Source organism: Methylobacterium sp. WSM2598, assembly GCF_000379105.1.
Lineage (GTDB): Bacteria > Pseudomonadota > Alphaproteobacteria > Rhizobiales > Beijerinckiaceae > Methylobacterium.
In genome coordinates, this window is sequence record NZ_KB900609.1 from 7,207,072 (window position 1) to 7,222,168 (window position 15,097).

Here is a 15,097-nt window from a genome sequence, read left to right on the forward strand (position 1 = left end):
CGCGGCCCCGCCACTCCTCCCGCGCGCGCAGCCGGGCCTCCTCCCGGGCGACGTAGTCCCGCGTGAGCGGCACCACGTCGTTGCGCCGCGCGAGCTGGATCTGGAACACCACCAGGTCCTCGTACCGGAAGGCCGCCTCGGAGGCCGCGAGGTACCAGTCCCACATCCGGCAGAAGCGCTCGTCGTAGAGCGCGCGCGCCGCCTCCCGCCTCGCGGCGAAGCGGGCGCGCCACGCGGCCAGCGTGCGGGCGTAGTGCAGGCGCAGCACCTCCACGTCCGTGACGATCAGGCCCGAGCGCTCGATCGCCGGCGTGATCTGGGACAGGGTCGGCAGGTGGCCGCCCGGGAAGATGTAGCGGGTGATCCAGGCATTCGTCGGGTAGGGCGCCCCCGTGCGCCCGATCGTGTGCAGGAGCATCACCCCGTCCGGCGCCAGGCGCTCCCGGACGAGGCGGAAGAAGCCGGGGTAATCGGCCGGCCCGACATGTTCGAACATGCCGACCGAGACGATCCGGTCGAAGCTGCCCGACGCCCGGCGGAAATCCTCCAGGGCGAAGTGCGCGCGGGCGGAGAGGCCGCGCGCCTGCGCCTGCGCCCGCGCCCGGGCGAGCTGCCCCTCCGCCAGCGTGATGCCCCGCACCTCCGCGCAGCCTGCCACCCCGGCGAGGTAGAGCGCGAGGCCGCCCCAGCCGCAGCCGATGTCGAGGACCCGCTGCCCGGGCCCGGCCAGGAGCTTGGCGGCGATGTGGCGCATCTTGGCCCGCTGCGCGGCCGCGAGGTCGTCCTCCTCCGCCGTGAAGTAGGCGCAGGAATACTGCCACGTCGGGTCGAGGAAGAGCCCGTAGAGGCGCTCGTCGAGCGCGTAATGGTGGGCGACGTTGCGGCGGGCCCGCCGCGGCGTGTTGCGCCGGCCGAGCCGTCGGCCGAGGCGGCGCAGCAGCGCCATCGCGGTCGCGGAGGGCAGCGGCACCTCGCCGCGGCTGCGGGCGAGGAGCACGCGCATCAGGTCGGGCAGCGTCCCCTCCTCGAGGACGAGGCCGCCCTCCACGTAGAGTTCGCCGAAGGCGAGGTCGGGATCGAGGAGGAGGCGGCGCGCCGCCGACGGGTCGCGGAGCCGCACGCGGACCGGCGGACCGTCCCGGGGCCCGGCCGTCAGGCGCCGCCCGTCCGTGCCCAGCACCGTCAGCGGCCCGGCCAGCGGCAGAGCCGCCAGCACGCGACCGAGCACCCGTTCCATCAGCGTCGTCATCCGACGGCTCCGCCGTCAGCCCGGCCCGAACCGCCGGAAGCCGGCGCCGGACCGGGTTCGATGCGTCTCGTCGGACAAGAACGCCGTTCAGCCGCCCGCGCTCCCGGGCGAGCCCTGCAGCGGATGCCTGCGGGTCATGCCCGCCGCGCATCCTCGGCGAAGAGGCCGCGCACGACGCCGAAACTCTCCCGGTCGCCGAGCAGGCGCCGGGCCGACATGATCAGCTGGAGCTCCTCGCGGTCGTTCATGCGCTGCCGCGACAGGCTCTCCAGCTGCCGCAGCCGCTGCACCATGCGCCGCCGCTCGACGTCGCCCCGCCCGCCGAGAACGAGATCCTCGATCTCCGCCACGGTGCCGCGATCCAGAAGATCGTGCTGCCTGTTGGTCATGCAACCCTCGGAGGATGGACCCCTCATCGCAACGGCCCGGGACGCTGGCGCACCGGGCCTCCAACCCCCTCGAATCCTCGGCGCGAGCCGGTGGCTCGACGAGGCTTCGAGAACGGACCCGGCGGTCATCGGACACGCCCGCTGGGATCGTCCCAGGGTAGCGAACGGCGCCCGGTCCCGCGGCAACCCACGTTAAGATCGGGGCCCACCGCGCGGCGGGGCCGCCCCGGCCGCTCAGCCGCCGCGCCCGCGCACGAGGTAGGGGCGCCGCTCGGCCTCGGCGCGGATCACCGCGGCGCGCACGCGCAGCAGGTCCTTGCGGGAGACGAGGCCGACGAGGGCGCCCGTCCGCGGATCGGTCACCGGGATGCGGCCCTGGTCGCTCTCCATCATGACGTCGATGGCCCGCGCCACCACGTCCCGCGGATGCACCACCGCCAGGGAGGCGTCGGAGACCCGCTCCTCCAGGCGTTCCCCCGGATGCGCTGCGCCCCGCCCCTCCTCCACCGCCCAGCGCAGGGCATCGGCGCGGGTCACGAGCCCGACCGGGCGCCGGGCGGCGTCGACGACCGGGTAGGCCCGGTGGCGCCCCGCCTCGATCGCCGCCAGCGCCTCGGCCACCGGCAGGTCCGCCGGCAGCACGTCCACCTCGCGCACCATCACCTCGGCGACGCGGGTCAGTTCGTAGGGATCGACGCCGTACTCGCGGGTGACGTGCTGCCCGCGCCGCGCGATCTTCTCGGTGAGGATCGAGCGCTTCAGCAGCAGCACCGTCACCGCGTAGGCCGCCACCGTGGCGGCGAGCAGCGGCGCGAGGGCGCGCACCTCGCCGGTCAGTTCCACGGCGAAGAGCGCCCCCGTGAGCGGGGCCCGCATGGTGCCGCCCAGCATCGCCGCCATGCCGAGGAGCGCCCAGAATCCCGCCTCCCCCGGCAGGCCGGCGGCGTGGCCGAGGAGCCAGCCCATCGCCCCGCCGAGGATCAGGAGCGGGGCGAGCACGCCGCCGGAGGTCCCCGAGGACAGGGCGACGAGCCAGATCAGCGCCTTGACGGCGAGGAGGGTGAGGACGGCCCCCGCCCCCGGGCGGCCGCCGAGCAGGTCGGCGATGACGTCGTAGCCGATTCCGAGGGCGCGGGGCTCGACGAGGCCGCCCGCCCCGACGACGAGGCCCCCGAGGGCCGGCCACCACATCCAGTGGACCGGCAGGCGCTCGAAGGCGTCCTCCAGGCCGTAGAGCAGCTTGGTGAGCAGGCCGGAGAGCAGGCCCGCCGCGACCCCGAGCCCGGCGCAGGAGAGCAGCCCCCAGCCGGGCAGGTCCGGCACCGCCGCGAAGGGGAAGAGCGGCCCCGCGCCGAACAGCAGGGGCCGCCAGCCGGTCGCCACCGCGGCGGCCGCCGCGACCGGGATGAAGCTGCGCGGGCGCCACTCGAACAGCAGCAGCTCCACCGCGAGGAGCAGGGCGGCGACCGGCGTGCCGAAGATCGCCGTCATGCCGGCGGCGGCGCCGGAGACGAGCAGCGTCTTGCGCTCGGCCGCGCTCAGGTGGAACAGCTGCGCGAAGAGCGAGCCGATCGCCCCGCCCGTCATGATGATCGGTCCCTCGGCGCCGAAGGGGCCGCCGGTGCCGATCGAGATGGCCGAGGAGAGCGGCTTCAGCAGCGCCACCTTGGCGGACATCCGGCTGCCGCCGATCAGGATCGCCTCGATCGCCTCCGGGATGCCGTGGCCGCGGATCTTCTCCGAGCCGAACCGGGCCATCAGCCCGATCACGAGGCCGCCCAGCGCCGGCGCCAGCACCATCCAGGCGCCGCGGGGCGCGCCCGCGAGGCCGGCGGGCTCCGCGTCGAGGCGCCCGAACCACGCGAGATTCGTGACGAGGCCGATCAGCTTGACCAGCGCCAGGGCCGCGAAGGCCCCGCCCGTCCCCACCACGAGCGCCATGGCGAGCAGGATCACGACCCGATGGTCGGCGCTGAAATCCGCGAGCGGACGCCGGGCCCGGACGGGGATGGCGTGCCGCCCGGCGGACTGGGCCGGCCTGCCGTCGGCTTGGGCCGGCCTCCCGGCGGACTGGGCCGGCCTGCCGGCGGCCTGGGCCGGAGCCCTCTGCTGATCCATGTTCCCTCCGCGTCGCGGGGCGGAAATATATCGTGTCACGATATATTTCCAGCGCGCGGACCGACGAGGAGGCATGCCTTGGCCGAAGAGCCGATTGCGCCGGAGGGCCTGTCGCGCGCGGAATACGCGGCGCTGGCGGCGTTCCGGTTCCGCCTGAGGCAGTTCCTGGCCTTCAGCGAGGCGGCGGCGCTCGCCGAGGGGCTGCCGCCCCAGCAGCACCAGGCGCTGCTCGCCGTGGCGGGTCACGCGGGGGAGCGGCCGCCGACGGTCGGGCTGCTGGTCGAGCAGCTGCTGATCGCGCCCCACAGCGCCGCGGAGCTGGTGGCGCGGATGGTCGAGGGCGGGTTGCTGGCCAAGACCCGCGGGCGCGCGGACCGGCGGCGGATGGAACTCGCCCTGACGCCGCGGGCCGAGGCGCTGCTGGCGCGGCTCACGGCGGCGCATCTGCGGGAGCTGAGGAGCCTCGAACCGGCGCTGGTCCGGGCGCTGGGACGCCTCGCCCGGCCGCAGGCCGGCCCGCAGGCCGGCGGCTGACCGGGAACAGGCCCGGCGCGAAGGCGCGGGGCTGGAACGCCGGGACACCGCGTCGCGCCCCAGGGGCGGACGAGCCGTTCCCGGCCCCCGATCCTGCCGCCCGGGGCGGTCGCGGGCGCGGGGCTGAGCGGAGTTGCGCCGGGCAACTCTGCCTAGCTCTTGTTCTCGCATCAATTTCCGCTGACGCGGTCCTTCGGGCCGCCGCCGAAAAGGTGACCCCTTCGGCGAATGATGCTTAGCGCCGGCCCGCCTGGCGGAGCAGCAGGTTCATCACCAGGGCGGTCCAGCCGGTCTGGTGCGAGGCGCCGAGGCCGCGGCCGCTGTCCCCGTCGAAGAACTCGTGGAACAGGAGCGGCTCCCCGTCGCCGAAGACCGGCGGCGGGCGGGCGCCGAAGGCGGGCCGGCGGCCCTCCGCGTCCTTCGTGAACAGGGCGATGAGCCGGTCCTCCAGCGCGTCCGCGATGGCGCTCAGCGTGCGCAGGTCCCCGGAGCCGGTCGGGTACTCGACCAGGAAATCGTCGCCGTAATAGGCGTGGAAGCGGCGCAGGGATTCGACGATCAGGTAGTTCATCGGCATCCAGACCGGCCCGCGCCAGTTCGAGTTGCCGCCGAACATGTTGGAGGTCGAGTCGGCCGGGTCGTACCGGACCGTGAAGGAGGCCCCGAAGGCGTCGAGGGCGTAGGGCTGCGCCTCGTGCACCTTCGAGAGGGAGCGCACGCCGAAGGGCGACAGGAACTCGCTCTCGTCGAGCATGCGCCGCAGCAGCGCCTTCATGCGGTGGCCGCGCAGCAGCGAGAGCAGCTTGCGGTCGCCGACGCCGCCTTCCGTCCAGCGCGAGACGAGCCGCGCGAGGTGGGGCCGGTGCTCCAGCACCCAGTTGAGGCGCCGGGCGAAGTCCGGCAGGCGCTGGAGCATGCCGGGCTCGATCACCTCGACGGCGAAGAGCGGCACCAGCCCGACCATCGAGCGCACCCGCAGCGGGATCATGCCGCCGTCCGGCATGTCGACCTCGTCGTAGTAGAACTGATCCTCCTCGTCCCAGAGCCCGAATCCCTCGCCGCCCATGTCGGTCATCGCCTCGGCGATGAGCAGGAAATGCTCGAAGAACTTCGAGGCCGTGCTCTCGTAGACGTCGTTGTGGAGCGCCAGTTCGAGGGCGATGCGCATCATGTTGAGGGCGTACATCGCCATCCAGGCGGTGCCGTCGGCCTGGTGGACGATGCCGAAGCCCGGGGGCGGCCGGGAGCGGTCGAAGACGCCGACGTTGTCGAGCCCGAGGAAGCCGCCCTGGAAGACGTTGCGGCCGGTGGCGTCCTTGCGGTTCACCCACCAGGTGAAGTTGATCAGGAGCTTGTGGAACACGCCCTCCAGGAAGGCGAGGTCGCCGCGCCCGCCCCGGCGCTCCCGGTCGATCTCGAAGACCCGGAAGGTCGCCCAGGCATGGACCGGCGGGTTGGTGTCGCCGAACTCCCACTCGTAGGCCGGCAGCTGCCCGTTCGGGTGCATGTACCATTCGCGGGTGAGCAGCAGCAGCTGGCCCTTGGCGAAGCCCGGATCGAGGAGGGCGAGGGGCAGGCAGTGGAAGGCGAGGTCCCAGGCCGCGAACCAGGGATATTCCCATTTGTCCGGCATCGAGAGCACGTCGGCGGCGGCGAGGTGGCGCCAGGCGGCGTTGCGGCCGCAGGCCCGCTCCCGCGGCGGCTCGGGCTGGAGCGGGTCGCCGGCGAGCCAGCGGCGGACGTCGTAGCGGTAGAGCTGCTTCGTCCAGATCAGGCCCGCGGCGGCCTGCCGGAAGATCGCCCGCCGGTCGGGATCCTCGATCCCGTCCTGGAGATCCTCGTAGAAGGCATCGGCCTCCGCGACGCGCTGGGCGAGCACGGCGTCCTCCCGGTCGACGGGGCGCGGGCGCGGGCCTGCCGCGAGGCGCAGGCGGACCGTCGCGCGCTCGCCGGGGCGCAGGCGGAACCGGTAGTGCAGGCCGAGCTTGGTGCCGCCCTCCTCCGACACGGCGGCGCGGTCGCCCTCGATCAGGGCCGCGTGGATGCCGTCCTTGAACGGCCCGGGCGCGTCGGGCCGGCCGGCGTGGCGGCGCAGGTTGGTGTCGTTCTCGCAGAACAGCAGGCGCGGCGCGCCCTCGTAGCTGAGCCGGTAGGCGCCGAGCCGCGGATGCGCGCAGGCGACGGAGCCGTCCGGCAGCGCCGCGAGGCGCGGCCTCGCCTCGGATCCCTGCGCCTCCCAGGACCAGGTGTTGCGGTACCAGACCTGCGGCACGAGGTGGAGGTCGGCCGGGTCCGGCCCGCGATTGACCGCGGTGACGCGCAGGTGGATGTCGGCGATGTCGGCCTTGGCGTACTCGACGGCGACGTCGAAGAAGCGGTCATCCGCGAAGAGGCCGGTCTCCTCGATCTCGAATTCGGGCCGGTCGCGCCCGCGCCGCAGGCTCTCGGCGAGGAGGGCCTCGTAGGGGTACGGATCCTGCGGGTAGCGGTAGAGGAACTTGAGGTAGGCGTGGCTCGGCACGGCGTCGAGGTAGTGGTAGATCTCCTTGACGTCCTCGCCGTGATTGCCCTCCTGGTTGGTCAGGCCGAACAGGCGCTCCTTGAGGATGCGGTCGCGGCCGTTCCAGAGGGCGAGCGCGACGCAGAGGAAGCCGCGGTCGTCGCAGATCCCGGCGAGGCCGTCCTCGCCCCAGCGATAGGCGCGCGAGCGCGCCTCCTCGTGGGTGAGGGCGCGCCACGCATCGCCGTCGCGGCTGTAATCCTCGCGGACGGTGCCCCACTGCCTCTCGCTGAGATACGGTCCCCAGAGGGACCACGCCCGCTCGCCCCGGCCCTGCTCGGCGATGCGCCGCCGCTCGGCCCAACGATCCACCCCGTCCACGGCGCTCCATCCGGCTTGCGGGACGGGGCGCGGGCCTCCGGCGCCCGCCCCTCCCGGGCCGCCGCCGATGCATTTTCAACGCCAAGGCTTCCGGAGCGCCAAGGCTTCCGGAGCGCCAAGGCTTCTGGAGCGCCAAGGCTTCTTCACCGCCAAGGCTCCGGGGTGGAGGCGCCCGCGCCGCCCGCTCCGGCGAACGAGGCTCAGCGGGCCGCCTGCCGGTGGTGGCGACGGACGGCGTGGCGGCGGGCCGGCGGCGCGGCGGCGCGCATGCGGCGCGGGCGCAGCGCCGGGGCCTCGGTCCCGGGCGTCACGCCGGCCTGGACGCCCTCGTAGACGCCCCGGCCCGTGCGCGCCCGGTAGGCGGCGCCCGCGTAGTCGCCGGGGGTCGGCGGGGTGCCGGGCTGCGAGAAGCTGGTCTCGGGCCGGTAGGCCGGCCCCCAGCCGATCTCGTCGCCGCCCGCCGGATCGGGGCCGGGAATGCCCGTGACGTAGCCGACGCTCTGGGCCGAGGCCGGACCCGCCAACCCGCCGAGGGCGAGGGCGGCGGCGAGGACGAGGACGGGACGCAGCATGGCGGAATCCTGACGCTCAGTAAGGCACGCTGCCTAGGACGTAGGCGGCCGGGCGGGGCCGGCGGTTGAGCGGCCCCTCGCTGATCTGGTCGTCGTAGTAGCCGAACCCGGTCGGCCCGAAGGCGCCGCCGTTCTGGACATGCGCGACCGGAACCGCCCGCACCGCCACCAGCGGCGCGCCGCTCGGGACGGCGAAGGGGTCGACGCGCAGCACCACGGGACCGCGCGCCGCCGCGCGGGCGTAGACGTCCTGGCGCGCGGCCGCCTCGGGCCGCACGCGCAGGGTCAGCGGAGCCTCCCGGGCCGTCTGGGCCGCGGCGGGGCCGGCGAGGCCGGCGGCGACGAGGAGGAGAAGGGGGCGAGGCACGGGCCGGGTCCTTGGCGCGGGGGGACGAACTCCTCAACGCGCCGGAACCGCAAGTGTTGCCGGGAGAGCGCGCCGGGGGACGCGCCGCCGGGGCCGATCAGCCCTTGCTGCGGACCACCACCGCCTGCTCGCGCAGGGCCGGCTCGCAATCGGTCCAGAAGCCGTTCAGCACGGTCGGCCGGGAATGGCAGCGATAGGCCTCCTCCGGCCCCGGGGCCGGCACCGGATCGCGGGCGACGATCGGGTTCGGCGCGCAGGCGGCCGGCGCGAGGGCCGCGAGGACCAGGCCGGCGAGGGTCAGCGAACGACGCATGGAAGAACCCGGGGGGTTGAGGAACGGCAGCGTGGCCGCAACCCTGCCGCTCCGCCCCGCTCCGATCAAGGCGCGCCCGGGACCGGCGCGGCCCGAGCCGGGCTTTCACCCCGCCCTGTCACCGCGCGGCCACAAGGCCCCGCCCGGCTCATCCGCCATCCGGTTGCTTGCGTCGCCATCTCCCATTGCGGCCATGCGGATGTCGGCTTCGCTCAGTCGCCGCGCAGGCTTGGGATCCGGGATCCGCTTCGATCAAGCGGATCCCGGCTCAGACCGCTTTCTGCAGGGGGACCACGTTGTGCAGGGTGCGCTCCGCCCCCTCGAAGAAGCGGCGGATGTTGCGGGCGGCCTGGCGGATGCGCTGCTCGTTCTCGACCAGGGCGATGCGCACGAACTCGTCCCCGTGCTCCCCGAAGCCGATGCCCGGCGCCACCGCCACGTCCGCCTTCTCGACCAGCAGCTTGGAGAATTCGAGGCTGCCGAGGCCGCGGAACTTCTCCGGGATCGGCACCCAGGCGAACATCGAGGCGGAGGGGGCGGGAATCGCCCAGCCGCATTTCTGGAACGAATCGACCAGCGCGTCGCGCCGCCGCCGGTAGGTGGCGCGCATCTCGTGGATGCAGGCGTCCGGCCCGTTCAGGGCGGCGGTCGCGGCGACCTGGATCGGCGTGAAGGCGCCGTAATCGAGGTAGGACTTCACGCGCGTCAGGGCCGCGAGCAGCCGCTCGTTGCCGACCGCGAAGCCCATCCGCCAGCCCGCCATCGAGAAGGTCTTCGACAGGGAGGTGAACTCCACCGTCACGTCGATGGCGCCCGGCACCTGCAGCACGGAGGGCGGCGGGTTGGCGTCGTCGAAATAGACCTCCGCGTAGGCGAGGTCGGAGAGCAGGATCAGGTCGTGCTTCTTGGCGAAGGCGACGAGGTCCCGGTAGAAGTCGAGGGAGGCGACGTAGGCGGTCGGGTTCGAGGGGTAGCAGACCACCAGCGCCACCGGCTTGGGGATCGAGTGCTGCACCGCCCGCTCGACGGCCGGGAAGAAGGCCGGCGTCGGCTCCGCCGGGACCGAGCGGATCACGCCCCCCGCCATCAGGAAGCCGAAGGCGTGGATCGGGTAGCTCGGATTGGGCACCAGCACCACGTCGCCCGGCGCCGTGATGGCCTGGGCCATGTTGGCGAAGCCCTCCTTCGAGCCGAGGGTCGCCACGACCTGGGTCTCGGGGTTCAGGCTCACGCCGAAGCGGCGCTGGTAGTAGCCGGCCTGGGCCCGGCGCAGGCCGGCGATGCCCTTCGAGGCCGAGTAGCGGTCGGTGCGCGGCTTGCCGGCGGTCTCGATCAGCTTCTCGATCACGTGGCGCGGCGCGTCGAGGTCCGGATTGCCCATGCCGAGATCGATGATGTCGGCGCCGTTGGCGCGGGCGGCGGCCTTGATCCGGTTGACCTGCTCGAAGACGTAGGGGGGCAGTCGCTTGATGCGGTGAAAATCGGTCATCGGCCGGATCCTGATCGGCGCCGCCTCCCGGGGCGCCCGTCGCGGGGTCGTTCGTCCGGCGGGTGCAGCGCCGCCGGAGCCGTCCTGATTAGCGGTGTTCCGGCCGCGGCGGAACTGTCATTCCCTCCGACCGAGGTCGAATTCCGCGCGGGTGTGGTTCGCGGACCTGTCGCAGATCTCTGCCAGAAGGCCGGCAAGACACCCGCAGGAGCCGCCAAGCGACCCGGACGCCCCGCGCCTCCCGGCCTCACGGGGCCGGCTTCGCCGCCGCCCCGGCCCCGGCCGCGTCCCTGCCCTTGGCCTCGTTGCGGCGGCGGCTGGCGTCGAGCTCGGCCTCCAGGTCCTTCACGCCCGCGGCCGACTTCGCCCGCACCGGGCGCGGCGGGGCCGAGGTGCCGACCGGCACGTAGTCGATGTCCGGGTGCCGGGACCGGGCGACGAAGTCAGGCGCCTCGACCGGCTTCGGGGCCGGGACGATCGCCCGCGCGGCGTCGCGCACGGGATTCGACCCGTCGAGGACGCAGGCCGAGAGCGCCGGGGCGAGGGTGAGGAGGAGGGCACGACGCAGCGGGAAGCGCATGGGAACCTGGACGGTGGGATCGCGGCGGTGGAACCTGGGCAGTGCAGCGCGGGCAGGGTATGGGCAGGGTATGGGCAGGGTACTTGGGAAACCCGGTTCGGCATCTGGCAGAATCCGGTTGTGAGGCGTTAGTTTGTCCGAAAGGCGGCTTGGCCCGGCAGGGGCGGCCGAGTGGGAGGGAGTAGCGCGTGACGGTCGAGAAGGTCGCGACGCCGGTCGTGGACGTGGAGTCGATGTCCCGCAACGCGGGGCAGCTGGTCGAGGAGTTCCGGCGGGCGGTGGTGGCCTACGCCAAGCCCTTCGAGCAGGGCAAGCCCGACGCGGCGCTGGCCGAGGGCGTCACCGAAGTGGTCAGGACCCTCGGGACGGTGGCGGAGCGCTGGCTCGCCGACCCCCAGAAGGCGACGGAGGCGCAGACGCTGATCGGGGGCCAGATGCTGGCCCTGTGGGGCTCGACGCTGCAGCGGATGCAGGGCGAGGCGGTGACCCCCGTGGCGATGCCCGATCCCCGCGACAAGCGCTTCGCGGCCCCCGAATGGTCGACGAACCCGATGTTCGACTTCCTGAAGCAGGGCTACCTCATCACCACCCGCTGGGCCGAGATCCTGGTCGACGAGGCCGAGGGGCTCGACGACCACACCCGCGCCAAGGCGCGCTTCTACGTGCGGCAATTGTCGAGCGCGCTGTCGCCGTCGAACTTCCTGGCGACCAACCCGGAGCTGATCCGCGACACGATGCGCGAGAGCGGCGCCAACCTCGTGCGCGGCATGCGGATGCTCGCCGAGGACGTCGAGGCCGGGCGGGGCGAGCTGCGCGTGCGCCAGACCGATCCCGGCCGCTTCGAGATCGGCGTCAACATGGCGAGCACCCCCGGCGAGGTCGTCTTCCGCAACGACCTCATCGAGCTGATCCAGTACGCCCCGCAGACCGAGACGGTGCTGAAGCGCCCGCTCCTGATCGTGCCGCCCTGGATCAACAAGTTCTACATCCTCGACCTCAACAAGGAGAAGAGCTTCATCGGCTGGGCGGTGTCGCAGGGGCTCACCGTCTTCGTGATCTCCTGGGTCAACCCGGACGAGCGGCACGCGGAGAAGGATTTCGAGAGCTACATGCGGGAGGGCATCTTCGCGGCCCTCGACGCGGTCGAGGCGGCGAGCGGCGAGCGCGAGGTCTCGGCGGTGGGCTACTGCGTCGGCGGCACCCTGCTGGGCGTCACCCTGGCCTCCATGGCCGCGACGGGCGACGACCGCATCGCCAGCGCGACCTTCCTGACCACCCAGGTCGACTTCACCCATGCCGGCGACCTGAAGGTCTTCGTCGACGAGCCGCAGATCCGCGCCGTCGAGGCCAGCATGCAGAGCCGCGGCTACCTCGACGGCTCCAAGATGGCCAACGCCTTCAACATGCTGCGGCCGAACGACCTGATCTGGCCCTACGTCGTCAACACCTATCTCAAGGGCAAGGCGCCGCTGCCCTTCGACCTGCTCTACTGGAACTCCGACGCGACCCGGATGCCGGCCGCCAACCACTCCTTCTACCTGCGCAACTGCTACCTGGAGAACAGGCTGTCGCGCGGCGAGATGGTGCTGGCGGGCACGCGCCTCGACCTCGGCAAGGTGACGATCCCGATCTTCAACCTCGCCACCCGCGAGGACCACATCGCCCCGGCCCTCTCGGTCTTCGAGGGATGCCGCTGCTTCGGGGGGCCGGTCGATTACGTGCTGGCCGGCTCCGGCCACATCGCGGGCGTCGTCAACCCGCCCGCCAAGCCGAAGTACCAGTTCTGGACCGGCGGCCCGGCCCACGGCTCGCTCGGCGAGTGGATCGCCGCGGCGACCGAGCATCCCGGCTCGTGGTGGCCCTACTGGTTCGCGTGGATCGAGCGCCAGGCGCCCGAGCGCGTCCCGGCCCGCGAGCCGGGCGGCGGCAGGCTCCCCTCGCTGGCCCCGGCACCCGGGACCTACGTGCGCGTGAAGGCGTGACCCGACCTGCGCGGGCCGCCGGGCACGCGGCCGGGCGGCCCGAGAGGGTTAGTACTTGCGGATGATCGGCGCCGGGCTGAGCGGGGCCGCCGGCGTATCCCAGCGGTACTTGATGCCCACCGACACGACGTCGGCGCTCGTGTCCGTCGTCGCCAGATAGGCGAGCGGCGCCACGTAGAGCGGATCGCCCGGCACGATCCGGACCGGGTTGCGGCCCGCCGCGAACAGGTGCGAGTAGGCGACGTCGAACTGGATCTTGTCGCTGTAGCGGTAGCTCGCGCCGATCGAGCCCCAGTAGCGGTCGCCGTCCGGCAGCCGCGTCGAGCGGTTGGCGTCGGTGATCGGCGAGACCTCGTAGGCGAAGCCCGCCCGCAGCGTCCATTGCGGGCTGACGTCGTACTCGCCGCCGACCGAGTAGTGGAACCCGTCCCGGTAGCGCAGCGGCAGGGCCGAGACCGGGATGTTGAGGCTCTGCGAGACGATGGCCGGCGTGCCGAGGCGGGACCAGTTGTCCCACTCGAAGCCCAGATTGATGCGGAATTCCGGGGTGATGCCCTGGGTCAGGCCGACCGAGAGCTTCTCGGGCGTGTTGAGGTTCGAGCGCACCCGGCCCGGCACCACGGAGAGCACCCCGTCGAGCTCGTGGTGGATCGAGGAGCGGAAGCCGACGCCGAGGGTCGTGGTGGCGGTCGGCTGGATCAGCAGGCCGGCCGTGAAGCCCACACCCCAATCGTCGCCCTTGAGGAGCGCGCTCGGGGCGAGCGGCGAGATGCCGACCGCTTGGCGCAGCTTGAGCTTGAAGTACTCGATGGTCGGGCCGGCCGCCACCGACAGCCAGTCGGTGACCCGGTAGCCGATCACCGGGTTGAAGTTGAGCGAGAAGATCCGCGACGAGCGGCTGTAGGTCTGGCCGGCCCAGACCTGGTTCGGCTTGGTGACGAGGCCGAACGGCGCGGCGCCCGCGAGGCCCAGGAACAGGCGCTCGCCGAGCTGGTAGTTGGTGTAGGTCGCCGGCAGCACGGCGGCCTGGCCGATGTCGCCCGATTCGCCGAGGGTGCGCAGCGGCGCGAAGGTCCCGGGCTGCGTCGTGAAGGTCGCCTGCGGCACGATCACGGTGGCGTTGTAGTCCGAGTTCCAGCCCGGCTTCATCGTGACGGCGGCCGGGTTCCAGAACATCGAGGACAGGCCGCCCGAACCGGCGGCCGCGCCCGCGAAGGCCAGGCCCTGGGCCTCGGCGCTCTGTTCCCGCAGGCCGAAGGCGCCCGCCCGCGCCCGGTCCGCCCCCGCGACGCCCGCCCCGAAGGCGAGCGCGGCCAGCAGCGCAGCCCTGCTCGTTGAGCTCAGCACGTTCCACTCCCCATTATCCCGCGAGGCTCCGTCGCAGCAGCTTCGGCCGGCGGCTCAGCTTGACTCTGCCTCAGGCGGCGGCGGCGGCGCAACGCGGCCCGCCGGCCGCCACGGGCGCTGGCTATATTTGAGTAAACCTCGTTCGATGGGAGTTTCGTGCGATAGTACGAGCAGAGCGGCCGGATCCACTATTGGCATCAGTTGCAATAACTGGCGCACGCCCGCAGCGGTTGGCTGCCGCTCCGGCATTTCGCCGGCCTCTGTGATACAATTGCCACGAACTTCCGCGAGCCCGCGGGCGTTTTCGCGCCGGGGCCCGGCCGCGGCCGGGCGCGACAGGGGAGCTTTGAGCATGAGGCTGGTACGCTACGGCGAGAGCGGCGCGGAGAAGCCCGGCCTCGTCGGCCCCGACGGGACCATCCGCGACCTCTCGGGCGTGATCCGCGACATCGCCGGACCGGTGCTCGGGGCCGAGAGCCTCGGGCGCCTGCGGGCGCTCGACCCGGCGAGGCTGCCGGCGGTGCCGGCGGGCACGCGCCTCGGGCCCTGCGTGGGCGGCGTGCGCAACTTCATCGCGATCGGGCTCAACTACGCGGACCATGCGGCGGAGACGAACGCGCCGATCCCCTCCGAGCCGATCATCTTCAACAAGGCGCCGTCCTGCATCGTCGGCCCGAACGACGACGTGATCCTGCCGAAGGCCTCGGCGAAGACCGACTGGGAGGTGGAGCTCGCGATCGTGATCGGCAAGCGCGCCTCCTACGTCCACGCCAACGAGGCCCTCGACTACGTGGCGGGGTACTGCGTCTGCAACGACGTCTCGGAGCGGGAATTCCAGCTGGAGCGCGGCGGCACCTGGACCAAGGGCAAGGGCTGCCCGACCTTCGGCCCCCTCGGCCCCTGGCTGGTGACGCCGGACGAGATCCCGGACGTCCAGAACCTGGGCATGTGGCTCGACGTGAACGGCGCGCGGATGCAGACCGGCTCGACGCGCACGATGATCTTCGACTGCCGCCAGATCGTCTCCTACCTGTCGCACTTCATGCTGCTGGAGCCGGGCGACGTCATCACCACCGGCACGCCGCCGGGGGTCGGGCTCGGGATGAAGCCGCCGCGCTACCTGAAGGCGGGCGACGTGGTGAGCCTCGGCATCGAGGGATTGGGCGAGCAGCGCCAGACCGTGATCGCCTTCGACGACTGGACCGCCAAGGTGGCGGCGGGCGAGCCGACGAACTGAGCGGGATCGCCGCGGCCCCGCCCGGGGCCGCGGCGCGCC

Annotated in this window: 12 protein-coding genes and 1 pseudogene; 3 read left to right on the plus strand and 10 right to left on the minus strand. The window is 73.0% G+C overall.

Annotated elements, in window-relative coordinates; all coding sequences use genetic code 11:
- Window positions 1-109: 109 nt before the first annotated feature.
- From MET2598_RS43230 to MET2598_RS0133585, 3 genes and pseudogenes are all read right to left on the minus strand, one after another.
- Window positions 110-1,249 (minus strand): annotated as a pseudogene (locus tag MET2598_RS43230) (class I SAM-dependent methyltransferase); the annotation flags it as partial.
- 134 nt (window positions 1,250-1,383) lie between these two features.
- The gene (locus MET2598_RS0133580; RefSeq protein WP_012335478.1) at window positions 1,384-1,638 is read right to left on the minus strand and encodes a hypothetical protein; all 255 of its coding nucleotides are present in this window, start codon (window positions 1,636-1,638) and stop codon (window positions 1,384-1,386) included.
- Window positions 1,639-1,872: 234 nt separating this feature from the next.
- Window positions 1,873-3,756 carry a chloride channel protein gene (locus tag MET2598_RS0133585; protein WP_018263808.1) on the minus strand — a complete coding sequence of 628 codons (1,884 nt, stop codon included), beginning with the start codon at window positions 3,754-3,756 and terminating at the stop codon, window positions 1,873-1,875.
- Window positions 3,757-3,834: 78 nt separating this feature from the next.
- Between MET2598_RS0133585 and MET2598_RS0133590 the strand changes: the two genes are divergently transcribed.
- Window positions 3,835-4,290, plus strand: coding sequence for a MarR family winged helix-turn-helix transcriptional regulator (locus tag MET2598_RS0133590; protein ID WP_018263809.1), 456 nt, complete (start codon window positions 3,835-3,837; stop codon window positions 4,288-4,290).
- A 235-nt stretch (window positions 4,291-4,525) separates the two neighbouring features.
- On the opposite strand, the gene MET2598_RS0133595 is transcribed toward MET2598_RS0133590, so the two are convergent.
- The 6 genes from MET2598_RS0133595 to MET2598_RS0133620 form a co-directional block, all read right to left on the minus strand.
- Window positions 4,526-7,171, minus strand: coding sequence for an MGH1-like glycoside hydrolase domain-containing protein (locus tag MET2598_RS0133595; RefSeq protein WP_012335475.1), 2,646 nt, complete (start codon window positions 7,169-7,171; stop codon window positions 4,526-4,528).
- Between the two features lie 200 nt (window positions 7,172-7,371).
- Window positions 7,372-7,743: a hypothetical protein gene (locus tag MET2598_RS0133600; RefSeq protein ID WP_018263810.1), complete on the minus strand. Its 372-nt coding sequence runs from the start codon at window positions 7,741-7,743 to the stop codon at window positions 7,372-7,374.
- Window positions 7,744-7,759: 16 nt separating this feature from the next.
- Window positions 7,760-8,110: a hypothetical protein gene (locus tag MET2598_RS0133605; protein WP_012335473.1), complete on the minus strand. Its 351-nt coding sequence runs from the start codon at window positions 8,108-8,110 to the stop codon at window positions 7,760-7,762.
- 97 nt (window positions 8,111-8,207) lie between these two features.
- Window positions 8,208-8,423: a hypothetical protein gene (locus MET2598_RS0133610; RefSeq protein ID WP_012335472.1), complete on the minus strand. Its 216-nt coding sequence runs from the start codon at window positions 8,421-8,423 to the stop codon at window positions 8,208-8,210.
- A gap of 268 nt (window positions 8,424-8,691) precedes the next feature.
- Complete coding sequence (locus tag MET2598_RS0133615; RefSeq protein WP_012335471.1) at window positions 8,692-9,912, minus strand: LL-diaminopimelate aminotransferase; 1,221 nt, start codon at window positions 9,910-9,912, stop codon at window positions 8,692-8,694.
- Window positions 9,913-10,159: 247 nt separating this feature from the next.
- Window positions 10,160-10,492 carry a hypothetical protein gene (locus tag MET2598_RS0133620; protein WP_018263811.1) on the minus strand — a complete coding sequence of 111 codons (333 nt, stop codon included), beginning with the start codon at window positions 10,490-10,492 and terminating at the stop codon, window positions 10,160-10,162.
- A 233-nt stretch (window positions 10,493-10,725) separates the two neighbouring features.
- Between MET2598_RS0133620 and phaC the strand changes: the two genes are divergently transcribed.
- The gene (gene phaC, locus MET2598_RS0133625) at window positions 10,726-12,474 is read left to right on the plus strand and encodes a class I poly(R)-hydroxyalkanoic acid synthase (RefSeq protein ID WP_198293081.1); all 1,749 of its coding nucleotides are present in this window, start codon (window positions 10,726-10,728) and stop codon (window positions 12,472-12,474) included.
- A 48-nt stretch (window positions 12,475-12,522) separates the two neighbouring features.
- Here phaC and MET2598_RS0133630 read toward each other — a convergent pair whose 3' ends face one another.
- Entirely contained in the window at window positions 12,523-13,821 is a 1,299-nt protein-coding gene (locus MET2598_RS0133630; RefSeq protein ID WP_012335468.1) for an OmpP1/FadL family transporter, read from the minus strand.
- 352 nt (window positions 13,822-14,173) lie between these two features.
- Between MET2598_RS0133630 and MET2598_RS0133635 the strand changes: the two genes are divergently transcribed.
- A complete protein-coding gene (locus MET2598_RS0133635) occupies window positions 14,174-15,058 on the plus strand; it encodes a fumarylacetoacetate hydrolase family protein (RefSeq protein WP_012335467.1) in 885 nt (294 codons plus the stop codon).
- Window positions 15,059-15,097: the final 39 nt, after the last annotated feature.